Raw genomic sequence first — 19,485 nt, forward strand, 5'->3', positions numbered from 1 at the left:
CAAAAATATATGGTGTCCATATTTTTAATATATTTTTTTAATTTATAACGAACTGATAGATTGATCACAGTCTCTCCATTTGCTCACATTAGGCAGGATTCATGGTCAGTTTTGGCACACCGGAATACAAACGCATTACGCTCTCGCTAGCGCTTGGTTCCTTCTTAGTTTTTTCAAATTTATACCTACTACAGCCAATGCTGCCCACTTTTGCCCAAATTTTCACGATCTCAGAAACGCAAGTGAACTGGTTATTTGCGGCCTCAACACTCGCTCTCTCTTTTAGCCTCGTTCCGATGGCTGTGTTGTCAGAATCAGTGGGACGAAAGCCAGTCATGATGGCTGGTCTGTTTTCGATTCCTACCCTTTCCGCTTTGATGCTGTTTGGTGACTCATTCCTGTTTTTGGTGGTATGTCGAGCACTGATCGGTGTCGCGCTCGCCGCTTTTGCTGCGGTCGCCGTGGCTTACATGGCAGAAGAGCTCGACAAGCACGCTTTCTCGATGGCAATTGGAACGTACATTGCGGCTAACTCATTAGGCGGTATTGCAGGACGTATTAGCGGCGGCTTATTGGCGGACAATTTCAATGTTGATGTTGCCATTGAAGTTATGATGGTGTTCACTCTTCTTGGTGTCATTGGCGTTCACTATTTATTGCCAACACAGCGCAACTTCACCCCGTCATCAAGCAGCTTGCGCCATCAAAATCGTGCGCTTATTGGTCATTTTAAAAACCAACGCGTGTGGTTCGCGATGCTGATAGGAGGACTCAACTTTGCTTTGTTCGTCAACCTTTACTCCGTAATGGGGTTCCGTCTGGTGAGTGAACCTCACAATGTGCCCGTCGGGTTGGCCTCACTGATCTTTATTTGTTACTTGGGAGGAACTTTCTCCTCTCGTTGCGCAGGCCACTGGAGTAAACGTTATTCATCAATCCTCGGCATGTTCTTGGGCGCGATAGTGAGCATGACGGGGATGTGGATTGCGGCGGTTGAAAGCTTGACTGCAATGCTATTTGGGTTGTTGCTGATAAGTTTTGGTGCCTTCTTTACTCATACCCTCGCCTACGGTTGGGTCGGTCAGAATGCCACTCGCGCCAAAGCCACCGCGACTGCGCTCTACTTAGTACACTACTATGTAGGCGGTAGTTTGGGAGGATTCTTACTTCTTTATTGTTGGCAACATGGTGGTTGGTCGAGTGTTCTTATGGGGGGAAGCGCAGTCTACCTAGCGATGTTTGCTGCGATTGCGTATTTGAAACACATTGCCGAAAGAAAGCACACTGACCAAACACCTGACGCTGCGAGTTTAAAGAGTAGCTAAGGTACGCTCATTTGCGTAATACCTCTCTGGTTACTTGGATAACCAACTCTGCTATGCTTGCGCTACTTTAATAAAAACCAGAAAGTCGTATGTCAACGCGTTCAACACAAAACACAGATATCGAAGCGATCACTCAACAGGTCGATCAATGGCTCAACGATGTAGTAATCGGTCTCAACCTTTGTCCGTTTGCTGCCAAGCCGCAACGTAATAAACAAATCAAAATCTTTGTTAGTGAAGCGACTCAAGAAGAAACGCTTCTTGAAGATATTTTATTGCAACTGATTGAGCTGAGTAACACAGAGCCCGAACAACTTGAGACCACGTTGGTTGTGGTTCCCAACATGCTACAAGATTTCTGGGACTACAACTTTTGCATAGATTGGGTTGAAGGATTAATTAAGCAGCAAAACTGGGAAGGTATTTTCCAAGTAGCGACTTTCCATCCTGATTACTGTTTTGGCGGCGCAAGGCCTGAAGACGACGAAAACCTGACCAATCGTTCTCCTTACCCGATCTTCCATTTGATTCGCGAAGAGAGTATGGAAAAGGTACTAAAACACTATCCTGATCCTGAATCCATTCCCGATACGAACATCGCTCGTGTTTCCGCCCTTTCAGAGGAAGAACGTAAAAAGCTGTTCCCTTACCTATTTCGTTAAGCACCACCATTCCCCAAAGGCAGATTTATCACCAGTTAGATGCAATGCCCTTGGGGTTCAAAGTGCGGTTTGGTATCATTGCCGCTTCAATCGATTCAATGGAAATTAGAATGCAACTGTCAAAGCTAACCCAAGAGATTTTTGATCACTTATACCGTGATATCACCGAGTTCCGTAGTACGTTCGACTTACCAGTCGCAGACGCTGCAAGCCTTGATGCACAAGCAGATACACTACATACCTCTTTGGCGATCGAAGAGCTAACAGAGCTAGCAGAAGCAGATTGTAAAACTGAGCAAGCAGATGCCATCGTAGACAGCGTGTATGTATTAATGGGCCGTCTCGTTCATCTTGGCCACAGCAAAGTAGAAGACAACCTGGCGATCAGCTACTTAATTGATCTTCTATTAAACGTTGCGGTAAACCGTGGTATCGAGTTTATTCCTTGCTGGGATGAAGTACATTCAAGCAACATGAGCAAAGTATGCCGTAACGAGCAAGAGTACTCAGAAACAGAAGCATTCTACGCAGAACAAGGCATCAAGTTGATGGCGGTGCAGAAAGGTGAATACATCATCGCGAAATGCGCCGAAGATTTCGTATCGGAAGGTAAAACCATTCGTAAAGGCAAAGTACTCAAATCTGTTTACTACCGCCCAGCAGATCTAAAACCGTTAACTCAGTAAGCGTTAAGTTTGGCTTTCTCGATTAAAGAAACGACCTCAAGTAGGTCGTTTTTTATTGTCCCTAAATACTAATCAAAGATTAAATAAGGTTGCTCATCTACGATGACCTTTTTGACTTGAGTATTGAACACTTCCCCGAGAGCTTCTTCCGTTAGCACAGTATCGGCATTTCCTGATGAGTGCAGCACACCGTTGTTAAGCAGCAATACTTTATCTGCGTGCTTTAATGTGCGATTGAGATCGTGATTAGCAACCAATACTCCAATTCCCTGCGCCGCCATAGCGTTAATCAATTGATAGAGCAGACCCTCTTGCGCAATATCTAACGGTGCTGCTGGCTCATCCAAAATTAAAAACTGCGAAAAAGGATTAATGGTACGCCACACCTGCAAACATACACCTGCTAATCGGACACGCTGCCACTCACCACCGGATAATGTTTGAATACTGCGATGAAGCTTATCTTGCAGTTGTACCAGCTCCACCACCATATTGACGGCATCACGCACTTTGATATCCGCAATCTCAGCACCACTTGGCAGAGATAAAGCGAGATACTGAAACACATCAACATTAAACGCTGGGCGCGATTGCTGACACAAATAACCTCGAACATGAGCTTGCTCTGACAACGGTAAAGTAAGCAAGTTTTTGTTGCCAACGTACACTTCACCACTCATACCGTCTCGGTGACTTAACGTACCAGAAATCGCAGCCAATAAAGTACTCTTACCGGAACCATTAGGCCCAACGATATGTACGATTTCGCCAGCTTTGCATTCAAAAGAAAGAGGCAATAATCGACTACCAACCGACATATGTTTAACGTGCATCATGACTCTTCACCAGCATCCAGATGAAAATAGGTGCGCCAATCGATGTTGTCATGACACCTAAAGGTAACTCTGCGGAGTCCAATAACAGTCTTGCGCCGATGTCAGCAAATACAAGCAACGCAGCACCAGATATTGCAGAAAGTGGCAATAAATAACGGTTTTCCGTACCAAAAGCCAAACGCAACAAGTGCGGCACCACCAAACCAACAAAACTGATGATGCCACCCAAAGCGACTGAACTACCCACCAAAACAGAAATGGCGAGGATCAATTTCCAACGCATTTGATGCACATCGACACCCAATTGGGTCGCATGAATCTCACCCAGCATCAATCTATCAAGCGATTTGCCTTTACAACATAACCAGATGAGCACCGGTAACATCACCAAGGTAACGGTATGTTGATACCAACTCGCACCGCCAATACTGCCCATTAACCAATACATCAGTTGGCGTAAGCTAAGATCATCACTAAAGTAAAAAGCCCACGTCACAATCGCACTCGATAAAATACCCAATGCGACCCCAACCAAAAGCAATCGAGCCGTCGTCAGGTGCATTGCCCTTGCTATCGCCACCAAAACAAACGTGAAGACCATCGAGCCTGCAATCGCTGCCAACATAAAAACAATCGGGGTAGGAAGAACAGGTGACGCGAACATGATTAAGACCATTGCTAAGCTTGCACCACCAGATATACCGAGCACGCCAGGTTCAGCCAACACGTTCCCAAGCAACACTTGTAACGTCGCGCCAGATACCGCTAACGCAGCACCAATAATTGCCGCAGACACTAACCTCGGTAAACGCAAGTCCACCAATAACTTCTGTTCAAATGCAGATAAGGATTGAAAAGGAGAAAGGAAAATTTCTCCGACCATCAAGTGAATGGCAGAGAGTACAGCGAGCACGATCGACATAACTATCAGGTTACGTTGCCAGCGTCGTTCCTTGTTCAGGATAAGTTGTTGAAAATCCATAGCGGCCGATAAAAACAAACGAGGCTTAACCTTACAGTTAAGCCTCGGTAAATTGCAATTAACTTCTCAAAGCAATGTTGGATTAATCGTAAACCAACTCACCCTCTTCAAAACGGGTTTTCACTTCACAAACCATCAGAGCTGCACGTTGACCTATTGCGACGTGGCGGTTCGGGAAGACAATCGCTTCGTTTTCATTCTTCGCCATTAATGGTTTGTCGCCATCATGACCAAACACTTCGCCGTGAACAAATGAGGTGAAGTTTTCAACATTATCGTCGAACATAAAGTCAAAGTCTTCGTTCAAACGAACGATTGTGCGACTTACGCGATACTTAATGCATGGTTTTGGTAGGTGTTCTGGCTTCGTTTCCGCAATCAAATTACGTAAAGACAAATCAAACGCGGTCAGTTTATCGAGGTCATTTTCACCAATACGAGCCACGCGTCCAAGCTCCATTGTGAGAGCCTGCGCACCAAAGTTCTCGGCACTGTACCAGCTAAACGTGCTCGATGGTGAGTTTGACAGGAGCACAGCTTCAATGTGTGCACTGTCCAAGAAATCGATCAATGCCTTGCTGCGCACAGGATGACGAGTCTTAGGACTTACTGCAAACGTATAGTGCTTCGAGCCTCTAATCGCGCAGTGTAAATCAAGGTGCCAGCGTGTTGTCGGGTCGGTATCCTGATAAAAATCTCGAACAAGCAGCTTAAGTGTATCGGCGATAACAAGCTCTTTTGTCTGTTTATGTTCTTTTTCGTCAAACAGACGGTTGAGGTTTTCTTCGAGGAATCGCGTGTGCGCCAGAGTGGATTCTGGGTGAGCGATAATGAACAGACAACGGGTATCGACCGTCTGGAACCCAGATTCTATGTCTTGAATAATGGAATCCACCAGCTCCATCGGTGCGGTTTCATCTCCGTGAACCCCACAAGAGATGATGATGTTCTTCGTATCCTGAGTATAATTCGCAGGGATTACTTCTAATACACCACGCTGATAGAGTTTAAGTTTTACACCGCTAGAAAGCACCTGCTCCGCTGGTGCAACATCAATATGAACATCTAACGTGTCAGTTAAAAACGATTGGCGAAAGAGAGACTTCGTCATGCGTTACTCCTTAATAGCACGGCGGATATGTTAATAAATTGTACAAAGGATTTTTGTTGCTGCGATCTCACTTATGAGTAGAAATCACTATTTCCCTCGAAAATCCGATGCCTTTTCGCGCCAGGCACTCAAATCAAGCATTGAGGCGTTTAATTTTCAAACAATTACAAAGTGTTAGGGCTGTGAACTTTACCACAGCCCTGATTAAGATCATTATGATTTGATCAAATTTTTGTAGCTATAAAGCAGATTATGCATCAACACTGCGAAAAACTTAGCCGCGCTGTGCGAGCAAACGCTCAAACTCATCGACTTTTTCACGCACTAGCTCAACACTCTGCTGCCAAAACGTTGGCTGGGTTAAATCCATCGACAGGTGCTTTTCGACGACATCTTCCGCCATCATGCAGCCTGTATCGCGCAGCAAATTGATGTAATCGGTGTAAAACGCTTCGCCTTTGTTTTCTCGCTGTGCATAGATACCCTTGCTAAACAAGAAACCAAATAGGTATGGGTAGTTATAAAAGCTCACGCTATCAATAGAAAAGTGCAACTTGCTTGCCCAGAAGTACGGATCCGGTTCGCTCATTACGTCGCCATACCATTCTTTCCAAGTTTCTGACATCAACTCACAGAATTCATCTGCGGTTAACTCTCCATCCTGGCGGCGTTCATAGAACGATTTTTCAAACTCGTAGCGAACCGGAATGTTGATCATTAAAGCTAGCGCCGATGACAACTCTTCCCACAACATCTCGAGCTTTTCATCAACGCTCTCAGCTTTCGAAATCAAATGATCACGAACGATGTTTTCTGCAAAGATAGAGGCGGTTTCTGCTAACGTCATTGGGTAGTAAGTTTGGCAAAGTGGCAAATCACGAATAACCCAGTTATGGAACGCATGGCCAAGTTCATGTGCCAGAGTCATAAGGTCTGAACGGCTGCCACTCCAAGTCATAAACACAAGTGGTGTTCGCGTTGCTGGCAGTTTGGTGCAGTATGCGCCAAGACGCTTGTTAGCATTTGGCGCGGCATCAATCCAACCATTTTGTACCATCAAACGGACAAATTCCGACATCTCAGGGTTTACTGTTTCAAATGCTTCACAAATAACCTCAATCGCTTCATCAAAGTCGTAAACCTTCGCTTCACCGCTCAAAGCAGGCATAGCCGCCAGATGATTCCAAGGTTTCATCTCATCCAGACCATGTACTTGCGCCATCAATAAACCCGCTTTCTGACCAATAGCTCGACTGTCTTTGGCTACGGTCATCATCGCATTTAAAGTTTTAGCTTGGATTCGGCTACCATGCAAACTCGGCTCTAGGAAGTGAACTTCACGCTTCGTAGAACGCTTTTTGTTTTCAGTTAAGCGCCATCCTGCTAACGCATTCAAAATCGCAGCGAATGATTCTTGGTGCGTTTGCATTGCATCTTGTACGCCTCGCCACGCGGCTTCTTGACGCTCGAATTCAGAACCATAAAGAATGCTTGCCGCTTGAGAAAACCCAAGCTCTTCACTATTACCATCTGTGTACTCAAGCTTCACTTTCAATGAGCCAGTCAGGTTATCGTATAGGTTACCCCAAGCCGATTTGCCATCCACACTCATCGCAGCCAGTAACTGTTCTTCTGCGTTGCTAAGACGAGTATCCGCCAACTTTCTAGAATTCAAGATAGAAAAAGCTTGCCCACTGATATCAGGATTCTCATGGTCTAACACGCGCAAGATAAACTCTTCGTCGGCATGCGTTAGTGTCAAATCAAAGGGACTGAACGCTTGGGAAAGCTCCGAAAAGATGCGGGTCATTTTACCAAGTAACGATTTCGCTTCGGCGTTTGTTGCATCAACAGAAGCATAACAACTCGCAAAATTTGCAACTGTGCCCGCTAAACGACTCGCAGCTTCATTGGTCAAAATCGCATTTTGCATGATCTCTACGTTGCCACAATCTGCTGATTGTTTATTCAAAAGATCAATACATTGTTCCACAAGAGCAATATCGTCTTGAATTCGTGGGTCAGAAAGGTCGTTATAAACGATGGACAAATCCCAACTCGGCGTTGTCATTTCTATATTTCCTTTTTATGTAACTGAGTCAATTTTCGCTTCCTGCACCTAGCAGATGGGCTTCCACTGACATCTTCCGTGACTATGCCCGTAAGCAATATCGTTCTGGGCATTTTAATATTTATAAATAAATTAACGAGTTAAAAGAGGTACGCCAATCGAACGCACCGAGGCGTAAATTTGCTCATCTATGGTAATTGTTACATGCGTGACAGAAGCGTTTCCTATCGACAACGTCGAATACCACTTTGGGTTACGCCAATCTAACTCCAATACATGAGCAAGAATCATACGAATGACGCCACCATGCGTGACGATAAGTAGATTGTCATTGATATCGTTGATGATTTGAGACCAAACGCGACATATGCGCTCAGAAAATGTGCTTAAGCTCTCAGCATTCGGCAACGTATGTTGTGCTGGCGATTGCCAAAAAGCATCTAGCTTTTTCCACTGCTCAGTGAGCATATCAAAAGGCATACCATCAAAATCACCAAATGCCATCTCTTTTAAAGACTCATCCGTCATTACTGGTAATAATTGCTGTTCAGCAATGATGTTTGCCAGTTCTTGACAGCGTGAAAGCGGAGAAGAAATTATTCCACCCACACCTCGTCCACTCTCGGCCCAAGCCCGAGCAATACTCTCTTGATCAGCAGGCGTAACTTTTACATCTGTTTGGCCATGGAGTCCTGGTGGAGCGTCTACTTTTCCATGACGCACAAGATAGATATTGAGTGTTTTCATTTTGTTCCATCCTACTCTTTAAGAACCAACGGCAAACCAGCAGCAACAAAGGTAACGCGATGGCAAACACTGGCTAGTTTTTGATTCATCCGTCCTGCATTATCCACAAAATAACGACTAACCGCCCCCAAAGGTACAATGCCCATTCCAACCTCGTTAGAGACGAATATTAACGTCGCATCTGAGCCACGTACCACCTGTATAAGCTTTTCAATTTCTGCTTCTAGCTTCTCATTGGAACATTCATCACCTAACTCAAATATCCAATTGTTGAGCCACAAGGTTAAACAGTCGATCAATACAACATCGGTGATAGCGAAATTTGTCAGTAACTCAGATAAATGAAGGGGGCATTCATGCTCTTGCCACTCGCCCCCGCGTTGCTTTTGATGATGCGCTATTCGCTCTCGCATTTCTTGGTCAAATGGCAGCGCGGTTGCAACATAGTGTAATGCTCGCTGAGAAGCGACCGATAATTGCTTAGCTGTTTTTTCTGCCAAATGCGACTTCCCAGAGCGCGCGCCACCGAGTATCAATTGCTTCATGAGGAGTGATACAACCCAATCATAGTGAGATAAATAAGCAGCTCCGACAACTGTTGCGCTGCGCCAAGGCAATCCCCCGTAAAGCCGCCAATTCTCTTGATTAACCAACGTTTGAACATCAAACGAAATACCACGAGAACAAGCGATATCAAGATCGCATCCGCGATACCAAGCACAAGCAATGTTACGCCACCAGTAAACAACAAAATGGAGACTTCTAGAGAAGACTGGCGACTTGCTAGCGGTTTACTTTTCGACGTATCACTGTCACTGACATAAGGCATGTCATAAATAAGCGTCGCTGCTAGTGCTCGGCTTGCGGTGTAAGCGACGACAATGACCAACCAAAAGTGCGGCAAGTTAGCCAGTTCACTCCAAAAAACATACTTAGCCAATAACACCATAATGAGAGTGGCGGCACCATAAGTGCCAATACGACTGTCTTTCATAATAGAGAGGCGTCGCTCTACGGTCATGCCACCGCCAATGCCATCCGCCATATCGGTCAAGCCGTCTTCGTGAAAAGCCCCAGTTAACAATAAGCTAAACACCATCGTTAATACTATGGCAACCGACTCTGGGAAAAAAATTGAGGTGAGCGAGAATACCAAAGCGCAAAGTGCTCCAAGCACGAGACCAACTAACGCAAAGTAACGGCCTGCCTGATTCATGCGTTCTTCACTGTAAGGCAACGCTTGGGGCACGGGTAAGCGGCTAAAAAAACTGGTAGCTAATAGAAATAACTCCCACTGGTATCTTAACGATGACGGCGTGACTTTCTCAGAATTATCAGGGACTGACACTATACTGTAACTCCTGCACTCTCGAAGCTCGCCATTTTGTTGTAAAACTGAGCGGCAGCTTTTAACAAGGGTAAGGCAAGAGCGGCTCCTGTTCCCTCCCCTAGCCGTAAACCAAGGTCGAGCAGAGGTTCTGCTTTAAGATGTTCCAATACAAATTTATGTCCATTTTCTTCAGAGCGATGGGCAAACAACATGTATTCACGCGTTTCTTCGTCTAACAACGTCGCAATATAAGCCGCTACCGATACGATAAACCCATCCACTAAAACTGGAGTTTTAAGCCGCTTGGCTTCTAAAAAAGCGCCCACCATTTGTACGATTTCAAAACCCCCAACCTGTGCGAGAATCGCTTTGGTATCAAGACCTCGACATCGGTTTACCCCCTGTGCTACCAGTTTATATTTGCGGCTCAACTGCTGTTGATTGATTCCGGTGCCAACGCCAACACAATAATCAATATCTAATGAGCTCAGCGCCGATAACAGTGCTGAGGCCGAACTGGTATTACCGATGCCCATCTCGCCGAACATTAAGAGGTTTGAACCATGCAAAATGGTATGCTCAGCAATCTTCGCACCATATTCTAAACCTAACGCCACTTGTTCTGGGGACATCGCGGATTGTTTAGAAAAATTAGCCGTACCGTTACCCAACCGTTGTTCAACCAAGTTGGGATGGGATTTAAATTCTGGAACCAGCACATCAATAGGAGCCAACATGCCGCAATCTATTACTTTGAGTTGAATGCCATTAATGTCGCAAAAACAGTTGATGGCTGCGCCGCCAGCGAGAAAGTTAGCCACCATTTGCTGAGTGACTTCGCTTGGCGCAATGCTCACACCCTCCTCTGCAACGCCGTGATCTCCAGCAAATACCAGCATGCTCGGTTTGCAGATAGCGATGGAATCAACTGGCTGAGGTTTATTCTGACTTTGAATAAGAGCTAACTGCAGTGCCACCTTTTCCAATAAGCCTAAAGAACCGACGGGTTTGGTTTTGTTATCTATGCGTGCTTGTATCTCCGCAGCAAAAGAGTCATCCATTTTTTACGTTCCTTTGATGTTGTCTGGGTGAGAGGTGTTCTGTTGTTCAAGAGGTCTTGTTCAGCGACAGTTTTTGCGCGCCCACTATTGTATACACTTGCATCCAATTGGGGCAGCGCTAATCAAGTTTATCTCAGGATAGTCTGCCGAGTTCGCAGAGCGTCTCACCTTTCTTGCACGAGATTATAAGTAACTCGTTGAAATCCGCTACAATAGCTTAGACTATGTTCCCATATAGGAGAAAAGATATGGATAACAACACCTGCGCAATCATCGCCGGTGCAACTGGCTTAGTAGGCTCAAAAGTCATTGCAAACCTCATAAATCAATCAGGTGTTGGAACATTATATTATCTTTCTCGCCGCCCACTCGATGGCGTCCTAGATGTGGACAACAAGCTTATTCCTCTCATTGATGCAGACCTTTCTATCCACCAATGGGATGAGAACCAACCAACACCAACCATCGGCTTTATCTGTTTAGGCACGACCCTTAAGCAAGCAGGCAGTAAGGATAATTTGCGTAGAGTAGATGTTGATCTGGTGTGCAAAGTCGCCCAACAAATGAAAACAATCGGAGTCAAACGCCTTGCGGTTGTTTCTAGCCTCGGTGCAAATAGTAAATCGCCATCCCATTACTTAGCTTGTAAAGGACAAATGGAACAACGAATCGAAGCTATGGATTTTGAGGAAATCGTATTTGTTCGCCCAGGCCCGCTTGTTGGTCAACGTCAAAACCCAAGAATGGACGAGAAGTTAGTACAAACTCTGTTTAAGGTAATTCGCCCACTTATGCTAGGCAAACTGTCCAACTTTTTACCTATTCGAGCAGAAGATGTCGCCAAAGCGATGATTTATCAACTTTTCAGTTATCAAGAAGACTCGGTGGTTTACTTACAAAGGAAAGAAATGCGTGAATTACTGCATCACTACGAATAACCATTTTGTACAATTAACGTGCTAATTCACACTCTCACGCGACTTAGATCTCGTTTTTATATTCATTTTAGATCTAGCTAATACCCGTTTGTCATTTTTAAAGTTATATCACGAGCGTTATCTTACGCTCCATAAATAAATCCGTATAAAACCCCGTATAAAAAACAACCGCCACTTCGGCTGGTTGATAAGGTCAAATTATGAATTTTGCAGTGATAGCCTCTCTAGCCGTCTTTGTTGGAATATTGTTCTTTCTATTTAATCAGCAACAAAAGAAACACACTCTTTCACGTCTCGTTTTGATCGGTCTTGTTACCGGTTCTCTTTTTGGTCTTGCTTTGCAACTCATTCACGGTGAAGGCAACAGCGCAATTGCTCAAACACTTGAATGGGTAGGCATTGTAGGCAGTGGCTACGTTGGTCTACTGAAAATGGTCATCATGCCACTAGTATTGGTATCGATGATCTCTGCAGTTGTTAAGTTGGAGAAAGGTGGATCTTTAGGTAAAATTTCTGGCCTGACCATCTCTGTTCTTCTAGTAACGACTGCAATTGCTGCAATTATCGGTATTTTGGTGACAACGACATTTGGCCTGTCAGCAGAAGGGTTAACTGAAGGTGCGCGTGAAACCGCTCGTATCGCCGTTTTAGAAAGCCGTGCCGGTACAGTAAGTGACTTAACTATTCCTCAAATGCTAGTTAGCTTCATTCCAACCAACCCATTTGCTGATCTAACAGGTGCTCGCTCGACATCAATTATCGCTGTTGTGATTTTCGGCGTGTTAACTGGTATCGCCGCTCGTAAAGTGATGATGGAAAAAGCAGAGTTGGAATCACCGATTCGTACTTTCGTAGAAGCTGCTCAATCTATCGTTATGCGACTAGTGAAGATGATCATGGCCCTAACGCCATACGGCATCGCAGCACTGATGGCAAAAGTGGTAGCGACATCAAGCGCAGGCGACATCCTAAACCTACTTGGCTTTATTGTGGCGTCTTATGTTGCTATCGCACTGATGTTTGTTGTTCATGGCGTATTAGTCTCTTTTGTCGGCGTTAGCCCTGCGGAATACTTTAAGAAAATCTGGCCTGTACTGACCTTCGCGTTTACATCTCGTAGCTCAGCAGCAACAATTCCACTAAACGTAGAAGCGCAAATCACGAAGCTTAACGTACCACCAGCGATTGCAAACCTATCAGCATCGTTTGGTGCCACTATCGGCCAAAACGGCTGTGCGGGTATCTATCCTGCAATGCTTGCAGTGATGGTAGCTCCGACAATGGGCATCAACCCACTTGATCTACACTTTATCCTGTCATTGATTGCGATTATCACCATCAGCTCATTTGGTATTGCAGGTGTCGGCGGCGGTGCGACGTTTGCAGCCTTGATTGTTCTTCCTGCAATGGGCTTACCTGTGACCATCGCGGCACTGCTTATCTCTATTGAACCACTGATTGACATGGCACGTACCGCACTAAACGTTTCAGGCTCAATGACTGCGGGTACAATTGCTAGCCGAGTGCTGAAGTCACCAGAAAGTGAAGCAACATTGGAAGAAACACGAGCATAGAACTCAAATTCCTTCCAAAGCGATAAAACATAAAATATCAAGCCGATGGTTCGCCATCGGCTTTTTTCATTTTCAAAAATTCAACTTGCATCTTTCGTTGCTAGTCAAGGCGTTGAATGGTCTAATACTGTCATCGGTTTTGTAAACGGTAAGCAGAATGCACCAAGATAATCAGCCCACTTTTTTCTTCTTTGATTATGAGACATGGGGAACCAACCCCGCGAAAGATCGCCCAAGCCAGTTTGCTGGTGTTCGTACAGATGAAAACTTTAATATCATCGGCGAGCCTTTAGTCATGTACTGTCAACCACCGGCTGATTATCTTCCGTCTCCTGAAGCTGCGCTTATTACTGGTATTACTCCGCAAAAAACGGTTCAAGAAGGCCTTTCTGAGCCAGAGTTTATCGCTAAGATTCACACTGAACTCGCGAGACCAAATACCACCAGTTTAGGCTACAACAGCATTCGCTTTGATGACGAAGTGACCCGTTATACTTGTTATCGCAACTTTATCGAACCATACGCATGGAGTTGGCAAAACGGTAACTCACGTTGGGATTTACTCGATGTACTACGCGCGTGCCATGCCCTTCGCCCAGAAGGCGTAGAATGGCCAGAAAACGAAGATGGCTTCACTAGCTTTAAATTAGAACACTTGTCTGTGGCTAACGGCATAGAGCATAGTAACGCGCACGATGCCATGGCAGATGTGGTTGCGACTATCGAAATGGCAAAGAAAGTAAAAGCAGCGCAACCAAAATTGTTTGATTACTTTTTTTCTATGCGCCAAAAGCGCAAGCTCAATGATTTAGTCGACATCGTCAACATGACACCGTTGATGCACGTTTCAGGCATGCTAGGGCGCGAATGCCAGTACACTAGCTGGATTGTGCCTGTTGCTTGGCATCCAACCAATAATAACGCCGTTATCACCATCGATTTAGCGAAAGACCCTCAACCTATTCTTGAGCTATCCGCAGAAGAGCTGCACGAAAGACTCTACACTAAGCGCGAAGATCTTGGTGAATTGCTACCAGTGCCAGTTAAACTAGTTCATTTGAACAAATGCCCTATTCTCGCCCCTGCAAAAACGTTAACGGCTGAAAATGCGGAGTCTATTGGCATTGATCGCCAGCAATGTCTCGCTAATCTCGCTTTGTTGCGCCAACATCCTGAAATTAGAGAAAAGCTGATTAGCCTCTTTTCAGTCGAGCGTAAATTCGATAAAAGTGATGACGTCGATACACAGCTTTACGACGGGTTCTTTTCTCCGGCTGATCGCGCAGCTATGGATATCATTCGAGAAACCGACCCGAATAATCTTGCTGCATTAGACATTGAATTTGATGACAAGCGTATTAAACCTCTATTGTTCCGCTATCGTGCGCGTAACTTCCCAGGCACATTAGACGAGCAAGAACAAAGACGCTGGGCACTACACTGTCGAGAAGTGTTTGAAAGCCAAATTGAAGAGTACATGCTGAATTTAGAAAACTTAGTTCACGAACATGAAAGTGACGAAAAGAAGATTGCGATATTAAAATCCGTGTACCGTTATGTAGAGAGCTTAGCTTCCTAACTCCTCCTAATACAAGCGCACCTTATGGTGTGCTTGTTGTTTATATACTGTCAAAATGATTAAAGAACGATTCTTACAACTGATCCAACTGCTCATTTCAATCTTCCTCATCATGGGAGCACTTGGCATCGGAATTACCATTCAAAAGTTCACTGGCGTTTCCGTTCCAGGAAGTGTCATCGGTATGCTCGTACTGTTTTTCTCCATGACTCTTGGGCTTGTAAAAGTCGACTGGGTCAAACCGGGCGCCACGCTATTTATCCGCTATATGATCTTATTGTTCGTTCCTATTAGCGTCGGATTAATGCAACATTTCGATATGCTACTCGCTAATGCCCTCCCTATCATTGCCAGCGCAGTTGGAGGCTCACTCATTGTACTAGTCAGCCTCGCTTGGCTGCTGGACTACTTGCTAAAGGAGAAACACTGATATGTGGTTAGTTGTTACCATTGCGGTTTTTCTTATCGCTCGCCAAATCGCAATCAAAGTGAACAATCCTCTAGCAAACCCTTTGCTGATCAGTATCGCAGTGCTCATTCCTTTGCTTACTTACTTAAATGTGCCATTTGAAAAGTATTATGCGGATAACGAAGGAATTAGCTTTTTGCTTCAACCTGCTGTAGTTGCTCTGGCTTATCCACTATATGAACAACTACCACAAATTAAAGCAAACTGGCGAATCATCACTTTCGCTTGCACAGTAGGCAGTGTGATGTCGATGATGACAACCACCTTGATCGCAGTCGCTTTCAAAGCAGATATCAGTTTAATCGCAAGTCTAGTGGGTAAATCCGTCACTACGCCAATAGCAATGGAAATTTCGAGTCACCTCGGTGGTGAAGCTGCCGTTGCGGCGATCTTGGTTCTGATTGTTGGTTTATTGGGCGCGATTTTGGCATACCCAATTTACAACTTAATTGGAATTAAACACCCGATTGCACGTGGTCTGACAATGGGTACAGTCTCTCATGCCTTAGGCACCGCTACTTGTGCAGAGAAACAGCCCATAGATGCCGCGTTCTCATCACTCGCATTGGTTTTATGTGGGATCATAACTTCTATTTTGGCTCCAAGTTTTTTTGCTTTGGCGGTCTGGCTATATCAATAGTTAAGCGCTCTCGGTCTGCCCTCCTTCCGGCAGGCCGTAGCCTTTCCGTTTCTTACTTATCCCTTTTCAAAACCCTATCTTATCTATCAAACTCACCCAGTAATATCGTGAAGGGACTTGACTGAGATATACATTCATAGCATTAGCATTCTAGCTGCTACCACTCGCTCTAGATTACGTAAGTATAAAGTAGCATAGCGGTAAAAGTCGCGTTGGTAACATACTCCTGCTCCTTGGTCATATGAATATATACTGATATGGTTAATTGTGAGACGGAGATAACGCTTCACACCTGTGCAATCGAATACATGTGTGAGCTCACTCTAATTATGTAACAGAATTATCAATTGCATTATTTATCGTGATCTAACGCACGGAACATTTCTATCTTTCACATAGAATAACTGTCCATGCAATAACAAGGATTCAACATGAAAAGTCGCATTGAACAGGCGCTAGCAGGCGCTCCAGAAGCACTTTCCAAACAACTTGCTCCTATCATCCAAGCTGATGATTTTGATGCTACGCTTTCAGTTCAACAATTTGAGCAGTTGCTTTCAGCTACCGGTCTATCAGACAAAGAGCTTCGTGTTGCGCTACTTCCTTTTGCCGCAGCGTACTCCTATGCTCCCCTTTCTGACTTTTATGTCGGCGCTATCGTTCGTGGTCTTTCAGGTCGCCTTTACTTCGGTGCCAACATGGAATTCTTTGGTGTACAGTTGGGTCAAACGGTTCACGCAGAGCAGTCTGCGATTAGCCATGCTTGGATGAAAGGCGAACGTGGTGTTAAGGATATCACTATCAACTTCAGCCCATGTGGTCACTGCCGCCAGTTCATGAATGAGTTATCTACCGCAAACGAGCTTAAAATCCAGCTCCCAGAACGCGAAGAAAAGTCACTTCATGAATACCTGCCTGAAGCCTTTGGACCAAACGATCTCGGTATCGAGTCCGGCTTAATGGCAGAAGTTAAACACCAATTCTCATGTGATGATGAAGACGCACTCATCCAAAGTGCAGTTGAAGCGATGAACATGAGCCACTCTCCATACACCAACAACTTGAGTGGTTTAGCATTAGAGATGACTAGCGGCCGTGTATTCCAAGGCGCTTATGCAGAAAATGCAGCGTTTAATCCTAGCTTGCCACCGCTACAAGTTGCGCTAATCCAAGTTTTACTTGCGGGTGAAACCTTTGACAGCATCAAAGCCGCTGCATTGGTAGAAAACTCTGAAGGTAAGATCAGTCACTTAGCCGATACGCAATCAACGTTGGAAGCGTTGAATCCAGATATTCCGCTTAGTTTTGTCAACGTATAAACGACAAATTCAACAAAAAGCTCTACAACATGTAGAGCTTTTTTATTACCTAAAAACCAAAAGCAAACGTTTGCTTTGTCATGAAACTTGAGTATGATCTCCTGCAATTTCTGTCTCATCACTCTATTTTGTAAGGGAACACTATGTTTGGCACTGCAACTAGCGCAAATGCTACCCGTGTATTACTTTTAGGCTCTGGCGAACTCGGTAAAGAAGTCGCCATTGAATGCCAGAGACTTGGTTTAGAAGTGATTGCTTGTGATCGCTATGCCAATGCTCCAGCGATGCAAGTCGCTCACCGTAGTTATGTTATCGACATGTTAGATGGGAACGCCTTAGAAGAAGTTATTACGAAGGAACAACCTACTTACGTCGTACCAGAAATTGAAGCCATCGCAACCGGCAAACTGGTAGAGCTTGAAGAAAAAGGACTGAATGTTGTTCCAACCGCTAAGGCAACCAGGCTAACAATGAATCGTGAAGGTATCCGACGTTTGGCAGCAGAAGAACTGGAATTGACGGCTTCACCTTATCGTTTTGCAGATAACTTTGAAGACTTCAAAGCCGCGGTTGAGCATGTGGGTATTCCGTGCGTGGTGAAGCCTGTGATGAGCTCTTCAGGTAAAGGGCAAAGTGTTATCAAGACCGAAGACGACGTTACAAAAGCATGGGATTACGCTCAGGAAGGCGGGCGTACGGGTGCAGGTCGCGTTATCGTGGAAGGTTTTATCGACTTCGATTACGAAATCACTTTATTGACCATCAGAGCCGTTGACGGTGTGCATTTCTGTGCTCCAATTGGTCATCGTCAGGAAGATGGCGACTACCGCGAATCATGGCAACCGCAAACTATGTCAGAAAACGCAGTAAAAGCAGCTGAATACACGGCTGAGAAAGTGGTAAACGCGCTCGGTGGCTACGGCATCTTTGGTGTAGAGCTATTTGTTAAAGGCGATAAAGTCATTTTCAATGAGGTCTCTCCTCGCCCTCACGATACGGGTATGGTTACAATGATTTCACAGGAAATGTCTGAGTTTGCTCTCCACGTGCGCGCGTTTACCGGAATGCCAATTAATAATATTGTGCAATATGGCCCATCTGCGTCTGCTGTTATTCTTGGACAAGGGACTTCCACAAACATTCGCTTTGAAAACCTAAGCAAAGCTTTAGCTCAACCTCAAACACAAGTTCGTCTATTCGGTAAGCCAGAAATCGATGGTCGCCGCCGTTTAGGTGTTGTCCTTACGCGACGAAAAACCACCGAAGAAGCCGTTCAAGATGCTATTGAAAGTGCTTCAAAAGTGAATATCATTTATTAAATACGAACCACTCATACAAAAATAGCGCAGCTCAAATTGCTGCGCTATTTCGTGTTCCAAACCGAAGAGAGCCTATTCACTCTCGATTAAGTACACTTCTTCAGAGAAGCGACTTAAGCCTTTTTTCGCAATTTTAGGATGATTCTCGTCAGCTTCATCTACGTTCAAACAAGTAACTTTGTAACCTGAAAATAACTGCTCAATCTCTTCGACCGGCACGCTAAATGGAGGCCCCGCCATCTCTTCTTGAGGATAGTTGAGTGTAACAAGCAAAATACGACCGCCTGGGTTCAAAAGTTGCTTGAGACGCTCTACATACTCCTCTCGCATATCTTGCGGTAAAGCAACCAACGCGGCGCGATCATAAATGATATCGGCTTGAGATACTGGTGCAGTGAAAAAGTCCCCAGTATAAATAGAGAGCTCATCAAATTGATAAAGCTCGTGCATGCCATTAAGAGGCGTTACCGTTGGCGTGTAAAAATGTTCAGCAAAAAAGGCACGCACAGCAATATGGCTTAGCTCAACGCCTTCAACCGAATCATGCTTCATCGCTAGCCAAATCAAGTCTTCTGACTTTCCACATAAAGGAACTAACACTTTATCTTCACGCTTTGGATTAGTGTGTTTCCAATATACTGGTAATAGCGGGTTTACATCTTCCAAGTGAAATCCGATTTGATTGCTGGCCCATTTGTTATGCCAAAATTCTTGGTCTCTCATTTTACTTTCTACTTGTCGGCTGTTTTCATTTTGAGAGGTAAGACTAACGTTTTTTTTCAATTTGTCTATGCCGTTCATCTTTGGTTAATACTGCGGTGATAGGATGTAATCGG

At 44.8% G+C, this 19,485-nt stretch carries 19 protein-coding genes; 10 read left to right on the forward strand and 9 right to left on the reverse strand.

Going from position 1 to position 19,485, the window contains the following annotated elements; translation table 11 throughout:
• Positions 1–101 precede the first annotated feature (101 nt).
• From IQP38_RS06075 to IQP38_RS06085, 3 genes are all read left to right on the forward strand, one after another.
• Complete coding sequence (locus IQP38_RS06075) at positions 102–1,325, forward strand: MFS transporter (protein ID WP_005377873.1); 1,224 nt, start codon at positions 102–104, stop codon at positions 1,323–1,325.
• Positions 1,326–1,414: 89 nt separating this feature from the next.
• Positions 1,415–1,987, forward strand: coding sequence for a DUF1415 domain-containing protein (locus IQP38_RS06080; RefSeq protein ID WP_017633946.1), 573 nt, complete (start codon positions 1,415–1,417; stop codon positions 1,985–1,987).
• 110 nt (positions 1,988–2,097) lie between these two features.
• Complete coding sequence (locus tag IQP38_RS06085; protein WP_005397767.1) at positions 2,098–2,673, forward strand: nucleoside triphosphate pyrophosphohydrolase family protein; 576 nt, start codon at positions 2,098–2,100, stop codon at positions 2,671–2,673.
• 68 nt (positions 2,674–2,741) lie between these two features.
• On the opposite strand, the gene btuD is transcribed toward IQP38_RS06085, so the two are convergent.
• The 8 genes from btuD to cobT all read right to left on the reverse strand — a co-directional run bounded on the left by btuD (position 2,742) and on the right by cobT (position 10,811).
• The gene (gene btuD, locus IQP38_RS06090) at positions 2,742–3,509 is read right to left on the reverse strand and encodes a vitamin B12 ABC transporter ATP-binding protein BtuD (protein WP_080960060.1); all 768 of its coding nucleotides are present in this window, start codon (positions 3,507–3,509) and stop codon (positions 2,742–2,744) included.
• Positions 3,496–4,491: a vitamin B12 ABC transporter permease BtuC gene (btuC, locus tag IQP38_RS06095; protein ID WP_193837426.1), complete on the reverse strand. Its 996-nt coding sequence runs from the start codon at positions 4,489–4,491 to the stop codon at positions 3,496–3,498. The genes btuD and btuC overlap by 14 nt, the downstream gene beginning before the upstream one ends.
• Before the next feature lie 82 nt (positions 4,492–4,573).
• Positions 4,574–5,602, reverse strand: a complete 1,029-nt coding sequence (locus IQP38_RS06100; RefSeq protein WP_017820882.1) for a succinylglutamate desuccinylase — start codon at positions 5,600–5,602, stop codon at positions 4,574–4,576.
• 274 nt (positions 5,603–5,876) lie between these two features.
• Positions 5,877–7,673 carry a M3 family oligoendopeptidase gene (locus IQP38_RS06105; protein ID WP_017633944.1) on the reverse strand — a complete coding sequence of 599 codons (1,797 nt, stop codon included), beginning with the start codon at positions 7,671–7,673 and terminating at the stop codon, positions 5,877–5,879.
• A 132-nt stretch (positions 7,674–7,805) separates the two neighbouring features.
• Entirely contained in the window at positions 7,806–8,420 is a 615-nt protein-coding gene (gene cobC / locus IQP38_RS06110) for an alpha-ribazole phosphatase (protein WP_017633943.1), read from the reverse strand.
• 11 nt (positions 8,421–8,431) lie between these two features.
• The gene (gene cobU / locus IQP38_RS06115; protein ID WP_042521941.1) at positions 8,432–8,965 is read right to left on the reverse strand and encodes a bifunctional adenosylcobinamide kinase/adenosylcobinamide-phosphate guanylyltransferase; all 534 of its coding nucleotides are present in this window, start codon (positions 8,963–8,965) and stop codon (positions 8,432–8,434) included.
• Positions 8,962–9,768, reverse strand: a complete 807-nt coding sequence (locus tag IQP38_RS06120; protein WP_193837427.1) for an adenosylcobinamide-GDP ribazoletransferase — start codon at positions 9,766–9,768, stop codon at positions 8,962–8,964. The genes cobU and IQP38_RS06120 overlap by 4 nt, the downstream gene beginning before the upstream one ends.
• Positions 9,768–10,811: a nicotinate-nucleotide--dimethylbenzimidazole phosphoribosyltransferase gene (gene cobT, locus IQP38_RS06125; RefSeq protein ID WP_005377883.1), complete on the reverse strand. Its 1,044-nt coding sequence runs from the start codon at positions 10,809–10,811 to the stop codon at positions 9,768–9,770. The genes IQP38_RS06120 and cobT overlap by 1 nt, the downstream gene beginning before the upstream one ends.
• Before the next feature lie 248 nt (positions 10,812–11,059).
• Here cobT and IQP38_RS06130 point away from each other — a divergent pair, with 248 nt between their 5' ends.
• The 7 genes from IQP38_RS06130 (at position 11,060) to purT (ending at position 18,649) form a co-directional block, all read left to right on the forward strand.
• The gene (locus tag IQP38_RS06130; protein WP_005377884.1) at positions 11,060–11,749 is read left to right on the forward strand and encodes an NAD(P)H-binding protein; all 690 of its coding nucleotides are present in this window, start codon (positions 11,060–11,062) and stop codon (positions 11,747–11,749) included.
• A gap of 200 nt (positions 11,750–11,949) precedes the next feature.
• Positions 11,950–13,323, forward strand: coding sequence for an L-cystine transporter (locus tag IQP38_RS06135; RefSeq protein ID WP_193837428.1), 1,374 nt, complete (start codon positions 11,950–11,952; stop codon positions 13,321–13,323).
• Between the two features lie 157 nt (positions 13,324–13,480).
• Positions 13,481–14,902, forward strand: coding sequence for an exodeoxyribonuclease I (gene sbcB / locus IQP38_RS06140; protein WP_193837429.1), 1,422 nt, complete (start codon positions 13,481–13,483; stop codon positions 14,900–14,902).
• A 55-nt stretch (positions 14,903–14,957) separates the two neighbouring features.
• A complete protein-coding gene (locus IQP38_RS06145; protein WP_005397786.1) occupies positions 14,958–15,332 on the forward strand; it encodes a CidA/LrgA family protein in 375 nt (124 codons plus the stop codon).
• Position 15,333: 1 nt separating this feature from the next.
• Positions 15,334–16,011 (forward strand): LrgB family protein, encoded by a 678-nt coding sequence (locus tag IQP38_RS06150; protein ID WP_171344747.1) that lies wholly within the window; start codon positions 15,334–15,336, stop codon positions 16,009–16,011.
• Between the two features lie 431 nt (positions 16,012–16,442).
• Complete coding sequence (cdd, locus tag IQP38_RS06155) at positions 16,443–17,330, forward strand: cytidine deaminase (protein ID WP_005377892.1); 888 nt, start codon at positions 16,443–16,445, stop codon at positions 17,328–17,330.
• A gap of 143 nt (positions 17,331–17,473) precedes the next feature.
• Positions 17,474–18,649, forward strand: a complete 1,176-nt coding sequence (gene purT / locus IQP38_RS06160) for a formate-dependent phosphoribosylglycinamide formyltransferase (RefSeq protein WP_193837430.1) — start codon at positions 17,474–17,476, stop codon at positions 18,647–18,649.
• 72 nt (positions 18,650–18,721) lie between these two features.
• Here the strand turns inward: purT and IQP38_RS06165 are convergent, their stop codons facing one another.
• The gene (locus tag IQP38_RS06165; protein ID WP_021707633.1) at positions 18,722–19,372 is read right to left on the reverse strand and encodes a thiopurine S-methyltransferase; all 651 of its coding nucleotides are present in this window, start codon (positions 19,370–19,372) and stop codon (positions 18,722–18,724) included.
• Positions 19,373–19,485: the final 113 nt, after the last annotated feature.

Origin of the sequence: Vibrio sp. OPT41 (assembly GCF_015163595.1) — a bacterium.
Classification (GTDB): domain Bacteria; phylum Pseudomonadota; class Gammaproteobacteria; order Enterobacterales; family Vibrionaceae; genus Vibrio; species Vibrio alginolyticus.

Excerpts from the sequence above, each read along its gene's own strand:
- IQP38_RS06075 (WP_005377873.1), top strand. The coding sequence starts at position 102 with ATGGTCAGTTTTGGCACACCGGAATACAAACGCATTACGCTCTCGCTA.
- IQP38_RS06080 (WP_017633946.1), top strand. The coding sequence starts at position 1,415 with ATGTCAACGCGTTCAACACAAAACACAGATATCGAAGCGATCACTCAA.
- IQP38_RS06085 (WP_005397767.1), top strand. The coding sequence starts at position 2,098 with ATGCAACTGTCAAAGCTAACCCAAGAGATTTTTGATCACTTATACCGT.
- btuD (WP_080960060.1), bottom strand. The coding sequence starts at position 3,509 with ATGATGCACGTTAAACATATGTCGGTTGGTAGTCGATTATTGCCTCTT.
- btuC (WP_193837426.1), bottom strand. The coding sequence starts at position 4,491 with ATGGATTTTCAACAACTTATCCTGAACAAGGAACGACGCTGGCAACGT.
- IQP38_RS06100 (WP_017820882.1), bottom strand. The coding sequence starts at position 5,602 with ATGACGAAGTCTCTCTTTCGCCAATCGTTTTTAACTGACACGTTAGAT.
- IQP38_RS06105 (WP_017633944.1), bottom strand. The coding sequence starts at position 7,673 with ATGACAACGCCGAGTTGGGATTTGTCCATCGTTTATAACGACCTTTCT.
- cobC (WP_017633943.1), bottom strand. The coding sequence starts at position 8,420 with ATGAAAACACTCAATATCTATCTTGTGCGTCATGGAAAAGTAGACGCT.
- cobU (WP_042521941.1), bottom strand. The coding sequence starts at position 8,965 with ATGAAGCAATTGATACTCGGTGGCGCGCGCTCTGGGAAGTCGCATTTG.
- cobT (WP_005377883.1), bottom strand. The coding sequence starts at position 10,811 with ATGGATGACTCTTTTGCTGCGGAGATACAAGCACGCATAGATAACAAA.
- IQP38_RS06130 (WP_005377884.1), top strand. The coding sequence starts at position 11,060 with ATGGATAACAACACCTGCGCAATCATCGCCGGTGCAACTGGCTTAGTA.
- IQP38_RS06135 (WP_193837428.1), top strand. The coding sequence starts at position 11,950 with ATGAATTTTGCAGTGATAGCCTCTCTAGCCGTCTTTGTTGGAATATTG.
- sbcB (WP_193837429.1), top strand. The coding sequence starts at position 13,481 with ATGCACCAAGATAATCAGCCCACTTTTTTCTTCTTTGATTATGAGACA.
- IQP38_RS06145 (WP_005397786.1), top strand. The coding sequence starts at position 14,958 with ATGATTAAAGAACGATTCTTACAACTGATCCAACTGCTCATTTCAATC.
- IQP38_RS06150 (WP_171344747.1), top strand. The coding sequence starts at position 15,334 with ATGTGGTTAGTTGTTACCATTGCGGTTTTTCTTATCGCTCGCCAAATC.
- cdd (WP_005377892.1), top strand. The coding sequence starts at position 16,443 with ATGAAAAGTCGCATTGAACAGGCGCTAGCAGGCGCTCCAGAAGCACTT.
- purT (WP_193837430.1), top strand. The coding sequence starts at position 17,474 with ATGTTTGGCACTGCAACTAGCGCAAATGCTACCCGTGTATTACTTTTA.
- IQP38_RS06165 (WP_021707633.1), bottom strand. The coding sequence starts at position 19,372 with ATGAGAGACCAAGAATTTTGGCATAACAAATGGGCCAGCAATCAAATC.